The sequence below is a fragment of the Marinobacterium maritimum genome (assembly GCF_039523155.1).
Lineage (GTDB): Bacteria > Pseudomonadota > Gammaproteobacteria > Pseudomonadales > Balneatricaceae > Marinobacterium > Marinobacterium maritimum.
Genome location: NZ_BAAAET010000001.1, coordinates 868,986 through 884,942, shown reverse-complemented (window position 1 = coordinate 884,942; position 15,957 = coordinate 868,986). Strand labels below are relative to the sequence as shown.

Sequence of the window (15,957 nt, the reverse complement as noted above, 5' to 3'; positions counted from 1 at the left end):
GTCCTGCCAAACATGCTCTGGTCCTGGGGTGAACTCATTAAGTTCTGGATGGGTAGATCAAAAAAGGAGGCCGAAGCCTCCAGGTAACAGCGGTCATTGAGGGAGTGCCGCTTAACTCCACGTGCTCAACTGACAAGGATGCCAGCGAAACACGTGAAATATGCCTTGCGGCCGGCAGATACCGGCTCGAATCAACTCAGGTACCCAACAACAACTTGTCGTCGTCGAGCTCTTCTCCGTCTGGGCGAATCTGAGCAAAGAGGTTCAGCAGATCCTTGACGCCATAATTGCTGCGCTCTTCACCGGACAGGTCAAAAGCGACCTGCCCTTCATGCATCATGATCGTCCTGCTGCCGTGGTCGAGTGCCTGGCGCATGGAGTGCGTCACCATCATCACGGTAAGCTTCTTCTCTGCCACGATCTGGTCGGTAATCTCCATCACCAACGCAGCGGTTTTCGGATCCAGCGCGGCCGTGTGTTCATCCAGCAGCAGGATCTTGCTCGGCTGCAATGCGGACATCAGCAGGCTGACCGACTGACGCTGACCGCCGGAGAGCAGTCCCATCTGGGCATCAAGCCGATCTTCCAGGCCGAGATTCAAGCGAGACAGCTGTTCGCGGAAGAGTTTGCGCAGTCGCTCGTTCAGTGCGAGACGCAAACCACCTCCCTGACCACGACCATAAGCCAGCGCCATGTTTTCCTCGATGGTCATATCGCCACAGGTACCCGCCAGAGGGTCCTGGAACACACGTGCCACATCTCGGGTACGGGCTGCGGCCGACAATTTGGTTACATCCTTGTCGTCGAAGTGAATGCGCCCGGAGGAGCTGCGAATATCGCCAGCGATGGTGTTTAACAGCGTAGACTTACCGGCACCATTGGAGCCGATGACGGTGACAAACTCACCCTGAGGGATGGTCAGGTTTACACCTTGCAGGGCTCGCTTCTCAGTTGCCAGCCCGGCATTGAAGGTCACTTTCAGATGTTCGCAGCGGATCATGCTTCACCTCCATTGGCGGCTTTACGCGCTTTCCACTCACGGCGCAGGTGCGGCAGGATCAGGGCCAGACCAACCAGTACCGCAGTAATCAGGTTTAGATCCGATGTATTGAAGCCGATGAAATCGGCATTCAACGCCACGGCAACGGCCAGGCGGTAGAGCAGCGAACCGACAATACAGCTGATCACGATCACCAGCATGGAACGGCTGTTGAACAGGCTTTCACCCACAATCACGGCAGCCAGACCAACCACGATGGTACCGATACCCATGGTTGAGTCAGCAAAACCGTTGGTTTGTGCAAACAAAGCACCTGCCAATGCCACCAGACCATTCGACAGCGCCAGCCCAGCGAAGATTTTCTGATTGATTACTATGCCATTGGCCTGAGCCATGCGCGGGTTGGAACCCGTGGCACGCATTGCCATGCCGTACTGGGTGTTAAGGAACCATGAGAGCAACAGGCCGATCGCGACCACAACCACGGCCACGAAGATCACCTTGAGGTACATGTTCGGAATACCCAGCGACTCGAACGGAGACAGTACCGTCGGCTCAGTAATCAGCGCCAGGTTGGGCTTGCCCATGATGCGCAGGTTAATGGTATACAGCGCCGTCATGGTCAGGATACTGGCCAGCAGGTGCAGGATATTGAAGCGCAGGTTGAGCCAGGCCGTAAGCAAACCAGCGGCAGCACCGCCAAAGACGGCGCATACAGTGGCCATATATGGGTTTACGCCGGCAATGATCAGCGCCGCTGCCAGTGCAGCGCCAAGGGTGAAGCTGCCATCGACCGTCAGGTCAGGAAAATCAAGTACGCGGAAAGTCAGGTAAACACCGACAGCCACCAGACCGAAAATAAAACCGATCTCCAGCGTACCGAGGAAAGAGAAAAGAGACATTGTTATACCTCAACAGGTGTCACGGTTCGCCACTTGCCCGGCCCATAAGTACTTGAGGGCCAGGCAGCGGCGGAACGGGTATTACTGAATAACCTTGGTAGCGCGATCAAGCACGGACTGAGGAATCTCTACACCCATTCGCTGCGCCATTTTGGTGTTCACGTACAGGTCAGAGCCGGTTGCGACACGTGCCGGGATCTCACCTGCTTTTTCACCCTTGAGGATACGTACGATCACTTCGCCGGTCTGACGGCCGATGTCGTGGTAATTGAAGCCCAGCGCAGCGACTGCACCGCGCTCAACTGAGCCGGTATCGCCGGAGAACACCGGAATACGGCCGTCGATGCCGACCTTAACCACTGACTCCAGTGCAGTCAGAATGGTGTTGTCCGTAGGGCAGTAGATGGCATCGACGTCTCCGATCAGCTTCTGCGATGCCATCATCACGTCAGAGGATTTGGGTGTTGGCGCCTCAACAATCTCAATCCCCTTCTTCGCGGCCTCTTCCTTCAACAGGGCTACGATTGCTACCGCATTGGGCTCACCCGGGTTATAGGGTACGCCCAGCTTTTTCATGTCCGGCAGGAATTCACGTACCAGATCCAGGTGCTGTGCCACCGGCGTCTTGTCAGACAGGCCCGTTACGTTTGCACCCGGAGCCTCGTAGTTGGAAATCAGTTTCGCCGATACCGGATCAGTCACGGCGGAGAAAACCACCGGAATATCACGGGTTGCACTGACGAGGCTCTGAGCTGACGGTGTAGAGATGCCGACGACGACATCCGGTGCTTCACCGACCATCTTGCGGGCAATCTGTGCCGCTATGGCCGGGTTGCCCTGGGCACTCTCGTAGGTGAACTTCATGTTCTGGTCGTTATAACCGTTTTCCGCAAGGGTTTCCTTGATACCATCCCGAACAGAGTCCAGCGCCGGGTGTTCGACAATCGCGGTGGTGGCTACATAGACAGATGCAGCCTGTGCAGTCGACAGCGTCAACGTTGCGGCTGCGATGGCTGTAGTCATCAGTTTTTTCAGGGTCATGGAAGACTTCATTTATGGCACTCCAATTTCTTATCTTTATTCAGGTTATGCAGATGTACTGGGGGCGGTGGTGTATTCAATTTCGAGCCGTCTGGGCTGCTTTCTGGGCATGGATAGCTTCTCTGTAGTTCTTGTGAGCTGGACGTGATCGCCTGATAGACAAATCTCATTGCTGCAGCTGGCCTTATAAGGGAGGGGCCAGAACGTCCAAAGTCACTGAGTAGCGGGTTGGCAATAAACGGGAAAACAGGCGTCGTTGAGGAGTAGTGTGTTGCTCACGCGTGAAAGCGTGTGAACGCTGCCGAGAATGAAATCGCGGGCCTGAAAAACGGCCATTAAAGAGATCATCATTGGCACAAGGCTGACGATAACCGATACGCACGCAGTCAGTAGCAAGCTTGTTTGAAATGTATCTTTTGCGGTTCATTCCGCACCTCAGCATCACGTTCTTATTGTTATGCAAGCCACTCCAGCTGTTTGGGTGACCTGTCGTCGCTGAGAAAAAAGTCTATCCCTTTCATTGCGAAAGGTGCTTGAGTTTTTTGGTTATCAAGCGACCAAAAAATAAAGATCCTTCCGATTATTTCATTTATATGGAAGATTATTTACAACACTCAGTTGAGCGATATCCCGCGCTGACACCCGATGGCTCACTCATCGCACCATCAGATCACTTCCCTTAATAGTCTTTGACTTGCACTAACAGCCTGCAGAACTGCTTATGCTTACATCCCGGGCTGCATTCATTCGCCAACTCGGCTTCAAATTCATTAATATCAACAGGCAGCCTCAACGTCAGGCATGCGGCAGAATATGTAGATGCATGTGAGAAACCCGGCAGTGGAGTGAGTATATGACCCGACAAAGCAATACTTCATGGATTGAGGGTATTGAACAGGTCGTCTCAAATGAATTGCAGTTCAAGGCGAAACTGGATATCGGCGAGGAGGCCTTTACCTCGCTGAGGCTCAAGCGCTACCTGTTGGATGCACTCGATGCCGGCAATGGTGCGGTTGCTGGCGCAGCCCTTGCCAAATCCTCATTCGTAGCCAGCACCTTCTTCGCCCCCAGTGGTTTTCTAGGCATTATGGGTATCGGGACAGCGGCTACTCCTCTCGGCTGGGCCATCGCCGCGGGAGCTGTGGGGGCAGGCCTTAGCGTCATCATCGGCAAGAAGTTTGTTCGCGGCAATTCCTCCCGTGTCACCGTTATCCCCGACTTCATCAATACTCCTCTGGATCTGCTGGCGATTGGACTGTTCGACATGATTGCGACCCTTGGCCTCAAAATGGCCAACATTGATGGCCCTGTCACAGCTGACGAACGGGAACTGATCGAAGGCTATTTCATTGGTGAATGGGGTTATGACCCAGTATTTGTGGCTGCTAGTCTCGACAAGATCAGCAGCGAACTGAAGCAGCACAGTATTCAGGAAGTCGCCCAAAAGCTCGCCGATTTCAAAAAGAACAATCCCGACTGCAACTACAAGTCCATGAGCACCGAGATCCTGCACTTTCTGGACCTGATCATTGCAGTTGATGCTGTAACCGATGAACGGGAACAGCTGGCTCGCGATCGAATCCAGATCATTTTTGACGATGCCAATGCATTCAAGCTGGGGGCCAGGGTGAATCAGTTGGCTCAGGGAGTTGCAGCAGGGGCAAAACAAGGTACTGACCTCTTTGGTCGCGGCGCCAAGGGGGTTGCCAGCGGTATGACCAGTGCCTTGGATGCTTTGAAATCATCCAAAAGAGGCAAGAAGTAACCCACGGCATCCGTTGCAACGAAACACTACTTGCTTCTGCTTTGAATCTGCCGGATATCACCTCATCCCGGTATATTCAGTCGAATGCGCAGAATCTCCAGCTGCAGCCAGGTGAAAGACTAATAACTCAAAGGCTAGATGCTTCTGATTAAGCGGGAAGCGGCGTACAGCCGCGCCATGCGTGGCCCCAGTATTCTCTGAGTCGAGGCACTGGCGCTGAGTCTCGCCCATTCTCGCTCCTGCTCGGGAAGCAGATCAAAGAGACGTTGCGACCGGTTATCGGCTATTTCCGACTCGGCACACTGTGCCGCCACATGGCTCCAGACATACGCATCGGACAGTTCACCCAGTTTTTCATACAGCATTGAAAGACGATACTGAGATGCCGTCATTTCCTGCTCAGCCGCAACCAGATAATAGCTGATCGCCGTTTCGAGATTGGCCTCGACGCCAATCCCGTGTTCAAAGCAGAACCCAAAATTCTGGCATGCCAAGGGATCACCCGCTTCACTGGCCTGTTGGAACAGTGCGACTGCAGCCCGCCTTGAATCTCCCGTCACTGTTACGACCGGCCACGAAGGATCACCTGCAACCGGCCTGCCACGTAGCTGCATGATACCCTGTGCAGTTAAGACGTTAGCAATATTGCCCTGGCCTGCCTCTTTCAGCCATTCCCAAGCCTTACCAGCATCTCTTTCAGTCCCCAGACCGGCAAGGGCCATCATGGCCAGATAATAGGCAGACTCGGGATTTTGCCGTTTGCCCCAATCGCGGCTGTACCAGCGAAATGCGCTCCTGGCACCCGGCGCGATAACCGTAAAACCCGCCTTGCTCAGATTGTACTGATACCAGGCCTCGTTATCCTCGAGGCTCTGCCAGGCCCTTTTCAGCTTGTCGAAGCGTTTGTAGCCATAAGCGCTGGTTTCATCCCATCTGACGAATAGCTGCTCATCATGCAGTTTTCCCAACACTCCCTGATGCAGCATGGGTTTGCGCCGGCTTTCTATGAAATGCATCAGGCCGAACAGAAGCAGCATTAAAGGGATAATGAAGAGCAACACTGATACCCAGGACGCCATATCAGTCACCAACACTCCTCCTATTGATAGGTTCGCCCCTGATGCTTGAGCCAGCCACCTTCGTGGCGTCCCGCCGGGTCATGGTGTGTCCAGTGCACCACGCCTCCTCTGTCATTCCACTCATATTCACCGTTGAATGACACCCGATCTCCGACGCTCAGTGACGGGATTCGTGGTGCAAGATCGATGTTATGGGAGATCAGCAGGGTCTGCCCACTGCCGAGTCGGAGGATGAACTTCTGATGCCGGCTGCCTACAGTGTCATCAGGCAGGATACGGGAAACCACACCGGCTCCCTGTACCTGAACATCGCTGCGACGACTGTCATACAGATGCTGCAGACGACTGTCACCTGCCGCTTCTTCGCTGGACAACGACGGGTCCGCGAGCCCGAGCTGACCACGAATACGGTCGAAGAAGTTAAGGCCCGCCAGAATCATCATAACCAGCAGGATAAGTGATACCACCCGGCCCATCAGCGGGCTGCGAGACATCTTGCTGCGTTTACCGTGTCTGCTCCGGGGCCTGGCTTTGGGCTTGTTTTTTGGGCTGGAAGCGCTGCGCCGCAGCCCTTCAATCTGCACATCGGCCGCACGCCAGCGCCCCTGCTGATCCTTCATCGGCTGGTACTGGATCCGGTCCCCTGACTGCGGCTTGCGCGGAATACTGCCAAAGTCCCGTATATGAACGAACAGGTCCGGGCCGCCATCATCAGGCTTGATAAAGCCAAAGCCCCTGTCGTCCTTCCATGTCTTCAGCGTTCCTTTCTGACATTCCACAACACGTACTCCCTGTCATTCATTGCGCACAGCAGTGGCCCACACCGCCCTCAAGGCCCGCCACCTTACACCCTTCCCGATGTTAATTGAATGCTCGCTGGGTGGGCTTGGTCCCAGTGTGCGGCTGGCGCATAATGCCATTTTATTCAGCCCCCGCGAGATGTAGCTCATGACTGCTGAAAGTGCTCTGTCTTTCTTCCTTGCCGTTCTTATTTTCGGGATCACTCCGGGCCCTGGAGTTTTCGCCATTCTGGCCCGAGCGCTGGTCAATGGTGCCGGCAGCTGCCTGATGCTGGCTACAGGAATGATTTTCAGTGACATTCTGTATCTAGTGGCTGCCTGCCTGGGCCTGGCCGCTATCGCCACCCACTGGTCGGAAGTGTTTACGGCGATCCGGATTATCGGTGCGGCCTACCTGTTCTATCTGGGCTACAAGATGTGGACAGCACCGGTTTCCGCCGACGAAATGAGTAACAGCCGGGTAAGCCGTTCAGGCTTGGCCGGTAGTTTTTTGCAGGGTTTTCTGATTTCGGCGTCGAACCCCAAGGTGATTCTGTTCTATATCGCCTTTCTGCCCACCTTCATGGACTTGAGCGTGCTGACGGCGGGTGATATTGCACTGGCCTCGGTGCTGACACTGGCGGCCCTGATGCTGGGGGTAATGTCGATCGCTGTTTTTGCTGCCAGAGCGAGAGGCTTTTTCCGCTCGGAACGGGCCATGAAACGCTTGAACCAGAGTGCCGGCTCCATCATGGCCAGCGCGGGTGCCTATCTGGCACTGAGGCACTGATCAAATCAATCAGGAGCTGACATTGCCCCTGGGTTCAGCAGTTTACTGTCGTTTTTGAACCGTTTACTGCCCCACTAAAAACGCCCTGATCTGCAACAGATCAGGGCGTTTTTAGTTTCGACCACCAGTTCTCTTACAGAGCCTTGGCCAGCTCGAGCGCCTCGGCAAAGGCCACCTTTGCATCCATGCCACGCGCTTCTCGAGCAGCACCGACACGGTGAACATTGACACCAGCACCTTCCAACTCTTCCGCCAGATCCGCACGCGGACGCTGTCCTGCACAGACGATCACGGTATCCACATCGAGGATCTGCTGTTCACCACGGTACTCGAGGTTGATGCGGTCAGTATCCACCTGGTTGAAGGTCACACCACCCATCATCTGTACGTTGCGCTTTTTCAGCACCTCGCGATGGATCCAGCCCGTTGTTTTGCTCAGCTCGGAGCCTACTTTGATGTCCCGCACTTCGAGCATATAGATCTGACGGTCAACCGCCGGGACCGGCTGCGGCTCCACAAGGCCACCGCGCACCTCAAAGCTGGCATCCACGCCCCACTCGGCCATGAAGCCTTCCTTGCCTTGATGTACGTGCTCATCGGACTCAGTCAGATATTCCGCCACATCGAAGCCGATCGGGCCGGCACCAATGATTGCCACTCGCTTGCCGACCGATTTGCCGTGTTCCAGCACATCCAGGTAGTCAAGATACTGGGCATTTTCGATTCCCGGGATCGGCGGCGTCCAGGGACGTACGCCGGTCGCCACTACCACATCGTCATAGCCTTCCTGCAGCAGCTGTTCCTTATCAGCCGCCTGACCGAGGCGTACTTCTACGCCCGCATTCTCGAAACGCTTTTCGTAGTAACGCAGCGTTTCAAAGAATTCCTCCTTGCCAGGAATACGCGCGGCAATCTCGAACTCACCGCCCAGGCAGGTACGGGATTCAAACAGCGTAACCTGGTGCCCACGTTCAGCCGCTACAGCCGCCACCATCAGACCGGCGGGCCCAGCACCCACGACCGCGATGCGGCGCTTGGCCACAGCAGGTTCCACGCCCGGCTCGGATTCACGACATGCGATCGGGTTGACCAGACAGGTCGTCATCTTGCCTTCAAACACATGGTCCAGACAGCCCTGGTTACAGCCGATGCAGGTGTTGATCTCGTCGCCACGACCTTCAGCAGACTTGTTGACGAAGTCAGGATCAGCCAGGAAGGGACGCGCCATGGAGATCATGTCCGCCTGACCTGAAGCAATCGCCTGCTCGCCCACTTCCGGGGTATTGATACGGTTACAGGTAATAACCGGCACCGTTATTTCTGAACGCAGCTTCTCGGTCACGCCGGTAAAGGCGGCACGGGGAACGCTTGAAGCGATGGTCGGCACACGCGCTTCATGCCAGCCGATACCGGTATTGATGATGGTGGCACCGGACTTCTCGATCGCCTTGGCCAGCGCAACAACTTCTTCCCAGTTGCTGCCGCCCTCAACAAGGTCCAGCATCGACAGCCGGTAAATGATGATGAAGTTTTCGCCCACACGTTCACGCACACGACTCACCACTTCCAGCGGGAAGCGAATACGGTTCTCGAAGCTGCCACCCCAGCGGTCAGTACGCTGGTTGGTTCGCTGAGCAATGAACTGGTTGATCAGGTAGCCCTCGGACCCCATCACTTCAACACCATCATACCCGGCCTCTTTGGCCAGTTCGGCAGCACGCGCGTAATCTTCGATCTGCTGTTCCACTTCCGCGTCGGTCAACTCATGCGGAGCAAAGCGGGTAATCGGGGATTGAATAGCAGACGGGGCGACCAGCGCCGGGGTCATGGCGTAACGACCCGCGTGCAGAATCTGCATACAGATCTTGCCACCGGCTTGATGCACTGCATCGGTGACAATGCGGTGGTGCGGCACTTCGGCGGGATCATCCATCCGCGCAGCCCCATGGAAGACGACGCCGGCAGCGTTGGGCGAAATACCACCGGTCACGATCAAGCCTACACCACCACGAGCTCGGGCAGCGTAGAAGCTGGCCAGCTTCTCAAACCCCTGAGGGACTTCTTCCAGGTTGGTATGCATAGAACCCATCAAGACTCTGTTTTTCAACGTGGTGAATCCAAGATCCAGCGGAGCCAGAAGGTGTGGATAGCGATTTGCAGTCATGTCAGAAACCTCTCAGGGTGCTTGTCAGCCGTTGGTTTATTGTTGTCGGCGCAATCTTTACACCGTCAAGTTATAACATCAACTTGACGCCGTCAAGTTACAGCTTTAGGATTTTCTCATGACAAAAAACAAGACCAAACCCTACCACCACGGTGATTTGCGCACGGCATTGCTTGAAGCCGCCAACAGCATCATTCGTGATTCCGGAATCGATGGGCTTTCCATGCGCCGCCTCGCCGATCAGGTCGGCGTGTCACGAACGGCTCCTTATCATCACTTCAAGGACAAAAACGCCCTGTTGTGTGCCATTGCAGAGATGGGGTTTGAGCATCAGGACACTATGGTCAACGCCATTCTTGGCGAACTGGGTCCCAACGAAGGCAGAGAGCTGTTCGAGCAGTGGGTGCAAGCCTATATCCGCTTTGCGCACGACAACCCGGAAACCTATGACCTGATGTACGGCAAGGAGATCTGGAAGCTGGGTGAGCCCACACCATCCTTGCAGCAGATTTCCAAATCCAGTTTTCGTTTATGGGTGGACCTGGTTGAAAAGATGCAACAACAGAACGTATTACCCGCCAACCATTCGGCATTGAAGACAGCACAGGCCAGCTGGGCTTCACTGCACGGACTGACTCGCCTGCTGATCGACGGCGTATATGTGGAACGCAGGGATCTCGAGGAGATTGCTGAAACACTGGTGGACCTGCTGACGTTGGACAGGAAAACCAGCCCCCCGCGATAGCCCCTTGATGGCCTTGATGTGGATTATCATTCATGAGCGTCCACATCACTCGCTTTTCCCCTATCACATTCAGCACTTAGGCAACCAATTCAGTTAGCCTGGGGGCACCCGGCATTATGAATCGGCATCGCCTGCCTTGTATGCTTAGTCCCAACTCATACCTGGCACAGACTGCGGTTTTAAGTACCTGTCCCTGCGACACTATGTCTCATCCCAAGCTGTTTCCCTTTGCATACAATGCCGGCCATCTCTATTTAACCCGTTCACAGCACACCTGAATCCTGTACGAGTGCCGATGGTTCAATGGACGTGCTGAAAGGGAATTTCAAGAACACTCAGGAGCCTGGATGAAAACCACAAAACACCCCGCATTTCAGCTGGGACAGCTTTCTGCCGCCATTACCTGTATCACACTGGCCCAGTCCGTCAGCGCTCAACAACCGCAAAGCGATGCCATCATTGTCGAGGCTAAAATCGAACAAGGCCCTCTGGAAAATGCAACCCAGGTGCCCCCCTCTACCGTAGAGCAGCTGCGTGCAGCCACCAATGACAGCGCCAGCCTGTTGCGCGATGTGCCGGGTGTCAGCCTGAACGGCGCCGGTGCCGTATCCAGCTTGCCGGTTATCCACGGACTCGCGGATGATCGCCTTCGCGTCAAGGTCGATGGCATGGACCTGATTGCCGCCTGCCCCAACCACATGAACCCGCCGCTGTCCTATATTGAGCCAAGCAATATTGGTCAACTCAAGGTGTTTGCCGGCATCACCCCCGTCAGTGTGGGTGGTGACAGCATTGGTGGCACCATTGTGGCAGACAAGCCTGAACCTGAGTTTGCACGTACCGGCGATACCAGCCTGACCAAGGGTGAAGTCGGTGCCTTCTATCGCAGTAATAACGATGCAGTAGGCGGCAATCTGTCGGCCACTCACGCAACAGAAAACCTGAGCATCAGCTACAGCGGCTCCTGGAGCAAGGCAGACAACTACACCGCCGGTGACGATTTTAAAACCACGACCGAAACGGGTCGTCCCGGTCACACCCTGCCATTGGATGAAGTCGGCTCAACTGCCTACGAAACCCAGAACCAGTCGCTGGGCTTGGGATTCAAATCCGGTGACGATCTGTTTGAAGCCAACCTGGGATACCAGAACATGCCGGAGCAGCTCTATCCCAACCAGCGCATGGACCTGCTCGACAATGAGCAGAAGCTGATTAACCTGGCCTGGACCCGCCGTTTTGACTGGGGGATGCTCGAAACACGTGCCTACCATGAGCAGGTTGACCATTTCATGGATTTTGGTGCTGACAAGCGCTATTGGTATGGCGCGCTTTCTGGTCCCGGCAATCCCTGTAGCCCTATCGGTTTCATGGTTGATGGCATGGCCAATACCTGTGCTGCCGGCATGCCAATGTATTCCGAAAGCGAGAACACCGGCCTGACCCTTAAAGCTGACATCGACCTCAGTGCCGAGCAGCTTCTCCGTGTCGGTGCCGAGTACCAACACTACCGCCTGGATGATTACTGGACTGCCTCTGGCGGCGGCATGGGGCCTGATACTTTCCAGAACATCAACAACGGCCAGCGTGACCGCGCGGCTCTGTTCACTGAACTCGAATCAGAACTCAACGATCGATGGCTGACATTGTTGGGCATCCGTTATGAGCGTGTCTCCATGGATGCGGACGAGGTACATGGATACAGTATGATGGCCAATCAGGGCGCTGAGTCAGCGGCCTTTAACGCCATGGACCGTGATATAACTGACCACAACGTGGACCTGACCGCCCTTGCCCGCTATAAACACAGCGACAGCCTCGACATCGAACTGGGTCTGGCGCGCAAAGTACGCTCACCCAACCTGTATGAGCGTTACACCTGGTCCAGCTGGCCGATGGCAGCAACGATGAACAACTTCGTCGGGGATGGCAACGGCTATGTTGGTGATATGAACCTGGATCCCGAAACCGCCTACACAGCATCAGCCACTTTCGACTGGCATGCTGCCGACCGCAGCTGGATCTTCAAGGCGACCCCTTTCTATACCCGTGTTAATGATTATATTGATGCCGTGGAAAGCGCCAGTTGGAGCGACGATCAGTTCAACGTGCTGCAGTATGCCAACCAGGATGCCCGCCTGTACGGTATCGATCTGTCCATTCAGCTGCCTCTGGCCAGTAATGATTGGGGTGTCTGGGGCCTGAAGAGCGTAATTAACTATACCGATGGCAAAAACCGCACGACTGGCGATGATCTGTACAACATCATGCCATTGAATGGTCGCTTTACGCTGACCCACCAGAAAGGCGGCTGGGATAATGCGCTCGAATGGGTTGTGGTCGATGACAAGGATGACGTCTCCGATGTACGCAATGAGCTTGAAACAGCCGGCTACAGCCTGATCAACCTCCGCGCCAGCCATAGCTGGCAACAGACCCGGTTAGACTTCGGTATTGAAAATCTGTTCGACCGGGACTACGCCCTGCCGACCGGCGGCCTTTACACCGGCCAGGGGCGTACCATGTCAATGAATGGCATCCCTTGGGGCATTGCTGTTCCTGGCATGGGGCGTTCAGCCTACATTGGCGTGAATGTGTCTTTCTGATGTAACGGATCCAGGCGCCAGCCTTTCGCTGACCTGTCCTGACCTTACACATATGAAAAGGCCCTCGATAACGAGGGCCTCAGGGACAGTACACTTACTGGGCGTTTTCAGCCAAGTACGCTTCCGCAATGCGGTGCAAATCCTTCAGTGCTGCTGCGGCATCAACCGGACGATCCGCCACACTTTCTATCCAGGCTTCGTTCATGCCCTTGATTCGTTCTGCAAACTGCAGGGTAAGAGGGTCATTTTCGGTCAGCTGTTTGATGCGAACACCCATCTCGCGGGCTTCATCCAGTCCCTTCGCATCCGAAGCCCCCCAGGCACGACCAGCCAGTGCCGACAGCTTCTCGCCAGATACCGACATGATTGCCTGCTGATCTGCTTCGCTCAGATCTTCGAACACCTCAGGATTCATGAAAATGGTGAAGACTGTGGTGTACATGCCCGACGGGAACAGCGTAACGTCAGTCACCACTTCGCTCAGGCGCGAATACTTGAGCTCCTGAGCCGGGAGGAAAACACCATCAATCACGCCCTGCTGCATCATTTCGTACACCTTGGTTACCGGCGCGAACACGGGCACCACATCCAGGCGTTTGGCTAGCTCGTTGACCACACCACCACCGGTACGAATCTTGCGGTTCTGAAGATCGGACAGATCATTGACTTCAAAGGTCGTGAACAGCTGCCCCGGGCCATGAACAAACTTGCCCAGTACTTTAAGACCATCGAACTCATGCGCTTGCTCGAAGTGTTGTTTGTATACACGCCAGATCGCAACGGACAATGCTTCAGGATCAGCAACTCCGCCAGGAATCTCGACCACGGCCGGCAGCTTGAAGCGCCCCGGCAGATAGCCGTTTACACTAAAGCTGACATCTGCCACGCCATCTTCGACCAGACCAAACATGGTCTTGGGGTGACCAGAGCCATATTCCAGTTCGATTTTGACACGCCCTTCAGTCGCTTCCTCGACCCATTTGGCCCAGGTGGGCCAGACCACATCATTCTGGCTACTGGTAGCCGGGAGCCAGGTAGCAACCCGCAGTGTGGTTTGAGAGTAGGCTACTGTTGAGAACAAAAGTGCACAGGTACATGCAATCGTTTTTATTATATTCATTGTTGGGCCTTTAATATTTATAGGATGGATCTTTTTTCTCAATCAAACGTTCAAGTGCAGCCACCGCATCTCGTCCGGAGCCATATTTCGGATTGAACAGCGGTGTATCACGCGCACAACGCTCCAGAACAGGCTCAGGTATTGCGAGTGTTTTACCCATGGACATGGAAGCCAACTGAACTTCACATGCACGGTTAAGCAACCACATCAGAGAAAACGCCTGAGGTAAATCTGCACCGATAATGACTGGACCGTGGTTTTTCAGCAGCAGAACCTTTTTACCTTCACTGCTGGCGACAATTCGGTCACCTTCATCCATGCGCACGGTGATACCTTCAAAATCATGGTAGGCCACCTGGTTATACAACTGCGCCGAATAGAAATTGGTGAACGACAGACCTTCTTCCAGGCAACACACAGCCAGCGTCGGCGTGGTATGTACATGCATAATGCAGTGACCATCCGGTACATGCTTGTGAATTGCACTATGGAAAGTAAACCCGGCAGGATTAATCGGCCAATCAGAATCGCCGATGATATTACCATCGATGTCGATCTTAACCAAATTGGATGCCCGAACTTCGCTATAATGCAAACCGAACGGATTGATCAGAAAATGATCGGGTTCTCCGGGCACACGCAATGATATATGATTATAAATCGATTCATCCCAATTAAGGTGATCGAAAATCCGGTACATGCAGGCCAGATCCTGTCTTGCCTTCCACTCTTCCGGACTATATTTCAATGGGCGGTCAAAGTAATAATCCTGATTTTTCATAAGGTCTTTTCTCTTTTTCCAAATACTGGAACCAGCATAGGAAAAGGGCCTTCATGAAAAAACAAAAAATCCCGTATAGCAGGTATAGGCACTGCCTATAGGCGTAGTCATCATGAACACCAAACAGCTGACATACTTCGTAAAAGCCGCTGAACTTGGCAGTATTGCAGCTGCCGCACGCGAGCTGGAGATCTCCCAGCCCAGTATCAGCCAGCAGATTTCCGTGCTCGAGCACGAACTCAAGACGACACTGTTCAGCCGTGATGTCCGTGGTGTCTACCTGACCGAAAACGGAGAACGCTTTCTGGCCCACGCACGTTCCATTCTGCGCCAGCTGGATCAGGCGCAGAACGAACTGCACCAGGCGACACAAGCGCCCTCAGGTAAGGTAGCCATAGGCCTGACCCAGCCCATCTGCAACATTCTCGCTGTCCCGCTGGTCACCCTGCTTGAGAAACAGTATCCCGATATAGAGTTGAGCATCTATACAGGGTATTCATCAGATCTGATCAGGATGATGAAGTCGGGTGACATTGATGTTGCGGTGTCCTCCTATGACGAAAGCGACAGCACCAACATCCGCTATGAAAAATTCTTTCGGGAAAATATCTACCTGCTGGTGGGCAGCGAGCGTTCCTTCCCCTTCGATGAAGCCCTGCTACAACAGGGCCGCGTCAGCTTTACGGCCTTGCAAGACTACGAAATCATGGTCACCAGCCGGACCGACTCGCTGGGTTACCTGATCGAGCAGTATGAAAAGGACACCGGCTGTTATCTGCGCAAACGGCAACCTTATGGTCAACTGATGACCACCCTGCAGTATGTTACCGAGGGCCACGGCCTGCTGATTACCCCCTCCTCGTCCTTCTTTCATCTCGAGAGGAATGGTGAAGTCCATGCGCTGGAAATCACAGAGCCTCAACTCTACCGTGAAGTCTTTCTAATGACATCTATCGACAAACCGCTCACCAATGCGATGGCGATGGTAATCCAGCAGATCAGGAACATCACACGTCAGGAAAATGCCAGAGGACACTGGCGAGGTACATTGCTCTAGCACACCAACAAGCCCCCTGGCTGCAATATCGGTGGATACCACTGGTCCATGTATAGGTGGTCCTTATCAAAGCCAGTGCAGGCGAGCTTCCACTGTAGGTCATATTTGAATGGCATCCAATATTTAGTTAA

13 protein-coding genes are annotated in these 15,957 nt (G+C 54.4%); 5 read left to right on the top strand and 8 right to left on the bottom strand.

Annotated elements, in window-relative coordinates; all coding sequences use genetic code 11:
- Positions 1-196: 196 nt before the first annotated feature.
- The 3 genes from ABD013_RS03955 to ABD013_RS03945 all read right to left on the bottom strand — a co-directional run bounded on the left by ABD013_RS03955 (position 197) and on the right by ABD013_RS03945 (position 2,955).
- Entirely contained in the window at positions 197-1,000 is an 804-nt protein-coding gene (locus ABD013_RS03955; protein WP_343802590.1) for an ABC transporter ATP-binding protein, read from the bottom strand.
- The gene (locus ABD013_RS03950) at positions 997-1,902 is read right to left on the bottom strand and encodes an ABC transporter permease (protein WP_343802587.1); all 906 of its coding nucleotides are present in this window, start codon (positions 1,900-1,902) and stop codon (positions 997-999) included. The genes ABD013_RS03955 and ABD013_RS03950 overlap by 4 nt, the downstream gene beginning before the upstream one ends.
- A gap of 81 nt (positions 1,903-1,983) precedes the next feature.
- Positions 1,984-2,955 carry an ABC transporter substrate-binding protein gene (locus tag ABD013_RS03945; protein ID WP_343802584.1) on the bottom strand — a complete coding sequence of 324 codons (972 nt, stop codon included), beginning with the start codon at positions 2,953-2,955 and terminating at the stop codon, positions 1,984-1,986.
- Positions 2,956-3,796: 841 nt separating this feature from the next.
- Between ABD013_RS03945 and ABD013_RS03940 the strand changes: the two genes are divergently transcribed.
- Positions 3,797-4,708, top strand: coding sequence for a tellurite resistance TerB family protein (locus tag ABD013_RS03940; RefSeq protein WP_343802581.1), 912 nt, complete (start codon positions 3,797-3,799; stop codon positions 4,706-4,708).
- Between the two features lie 134 nt (positions 4,709-4,842).
- On the opposite strand, the gene ABD013_RS03935 is transcribed toward ABD013_RS03940, so the two are convergent.
- Positions 4,843-5,787 (bottom strand): tetratricopeptide repeat protein, encoded by a 945-nt coding sequence (locus ABD013_RS03935; protein ID WP_343803973.1) that lies wholly within the window; start codon positions 5,785-5,787, stop codon positions 4,843-4,845.
- Between the two features lie 20 nt (positions 5,788-5,807).
- Positions 5,808-6,566, bottom strand: coding sequence for a DUF3465 domain-containing protein (locus ABD013_RS03930; RefSeq protein WP_343802578.1), 759 nt, complete (start codon positions 6,564-6,566; stop codon positions 5,808-5,810).
- Between the two features lie 169 nt (positions 6,567-6,735).
- Between ABD013_RS03930 and ABD013_RS03925 the strand changes: the two genes are divergently transcribed.
- Positions 6,736-7,356: a LysE family translocator gene (locus tag ABD013_RS03925; RefSeq protein WP_343802575.1), complete on the top strand. Its 621-nt coding sequence runs from the start codon at positions 6,736-6,738 to the stop codon at positions 7,354-7,356.
- A gap of 133 nt (positions 7,357-7,489) precedes the next feature.
- Here ABD013_RS03925 and ABD013_RS03920 read toward each other — a convergent pair whose 3' ends face one another.
- Positions 7,490-9,520, bottom strand: coding sequence for an oxidoreductase (locus ABD013_RS03920; protein WP_343802572.1), 2,031 nt, complete (start codon positions 9,518-9,520; stop codon positions 7,490-7,492).
- 118 nt (positions 9,521-9,638) lie between these two features.
- Here ABD013_RS03920 and ABD013_RS03915 point away from each other — a divergent pair, with 118 nt between their 5' ends.
- Positions 9,639-10,265, top strand: coding sequence for a TetR/AcrR family transcriptional regulator (locus tag ABD013_RS03915; protein WP_343802569.1), 627 nt, complete (start codon positions 9,639-9,641; stop codon positions 10,263-10,265).
- Between the two features lie 347 nt (positions 10,266-10,612).
- Positions 10,613-12,868 carry a TonB-dependent receptor plug domain-containing protein gene (locus ABD013_RS03910; RefSeq protein ID WP_343802566.1) on the top strand — a complete coding sequence of 752 codons (2,256 nt, stop codon included), beginning with the start codon at positions 10,613-10,615 and terminating at the stop codon, positions 12,866-12,868.
- 94 nt (positions 12,869-12,962) lie between these two features.
- On the opposite strand, the gene ABD013_RS03905 is transcribed toward ABD013_RS03910, so the two are convergent.
- Together ABD013_RS03905 and ABD013_RS03900 are read right to left on the bottom strand one after the other, a co-directional pair.
- Positions 12,963-13,949 (bottom strand): TRAP transporter substrate-binding protein, encoded by a 987-nt coding sequence (locus ABD013_RS03905; RefSeq protein ID WP_343802563.1) that lies wholly within the window; start codon positions 13,947-13,949, stop codon positions 12,963-12,965.
- 49 nt (positions 13,950-13,998) lie between these two features.
- The gene (locus ABD013_RS03900; protein WP_343802560.1) at positions 13,999-14,769 is read right to left on the bottom strand and encodes a class II aldolase/adducin family protein; all 771 of its coding nucleotides are present in this window, start codon (positions 14,767-14,769) and stop codon (positions 13,999-14,001) included.
- Between the two features lie 112 nt (positions 14,770-14,881).
- Between ABD013_RS03900 and ABD013_RS03895 the strand changes: the two genes are divergently transcribed.
- On the top strand, positions 14,882-15,826 hold the full coding sequence (locus ABD013_RS03895; RefSeq protein ID WP_343802557.1) for a LysR family transcriptional regulator: 945 nt from the start codon (positions 14,882-14,884) through the stop codon (positions 15,824-15,826).
- The last annotated feature ends 131 nt before the right edge of the window (positions 15,827-15,957 follow it).

Coding starts and splice junctions, on each gene's coding strand:
- ABD013_RS03955 (WP_343802590.1), bottom strand. CDS start 1,000: ATGATCCGCTGCGAACATCTGAAAGTGACCTTCAATGCCGGGCTGGCA.
- ABD013_RS03950 (WP_343802587.1), bottom strand. CDS start 1,902: ATGTCTCTTTTCTCTTTCCTCGGTACGCTGGAGATCGGTTTTATTTTC.
- ABD013_RS03945 (WP_343802584.1), bottom strand. CDS start 2,955: ATGAAGTCTTCCATGACCCTGAAAAAACTGATGACTACAGCCATCGCA.
- ABD013_RS03940 (WP_343802581.1), top strand. CDS start 3,797: ATGACCCGACAAAGCAATACTTCATGGATTGAGGGTATTGAACAGGTC.
- ABD013_RS03935 (WP_343803973.1), bottom strand. CDS start 5,787: ATGGCGTCCTGGGTATCAGTGTTGCTCTTCATTATCCCTTTAATGCTG.
- ABD013_RS03925 (WP_343802575.1), top strand. CDS start 6,736: ATGACTGCTGAAAGTGCTCTGTCTTTCTTCCTTGCCGTTCTTATTTTC.
- ABD013_RS03920 (WP_343802572.1), bottom strand. CDS start 9,520: ATGACTGCAAATCGCTATCCACACCTTCTGGCTCCGCTGGATCTTGGA.
- ABD013_RS03915 (WP_343802569.1), top strand. CDS start 9,639: ATGACAAAAAACAAGACCAAACCCTACCACCACGGTGATTTGCGCACG.
- ABD013_RS03910 (WP_343802566.1), top strand. CDS start 10,613: ATGAAAACCACAAAACACCCCGCATTTCAGCTGGGACAGCTTTCTGCC.
- ABD013_RS03900 (WP_343802560.1), bottom strand. CDS start 14,769: ATGAAAAATCAGGATTATTACTTTGACCGCCCATTGAAATATAGTCCG.
- ABD013_RS03895 (WP_343802557.1), top strand. CDS start 14,882: ATGAACACCAAACAGCTGACATACTTCGTAAAAGCCGCTGAACTTGGC.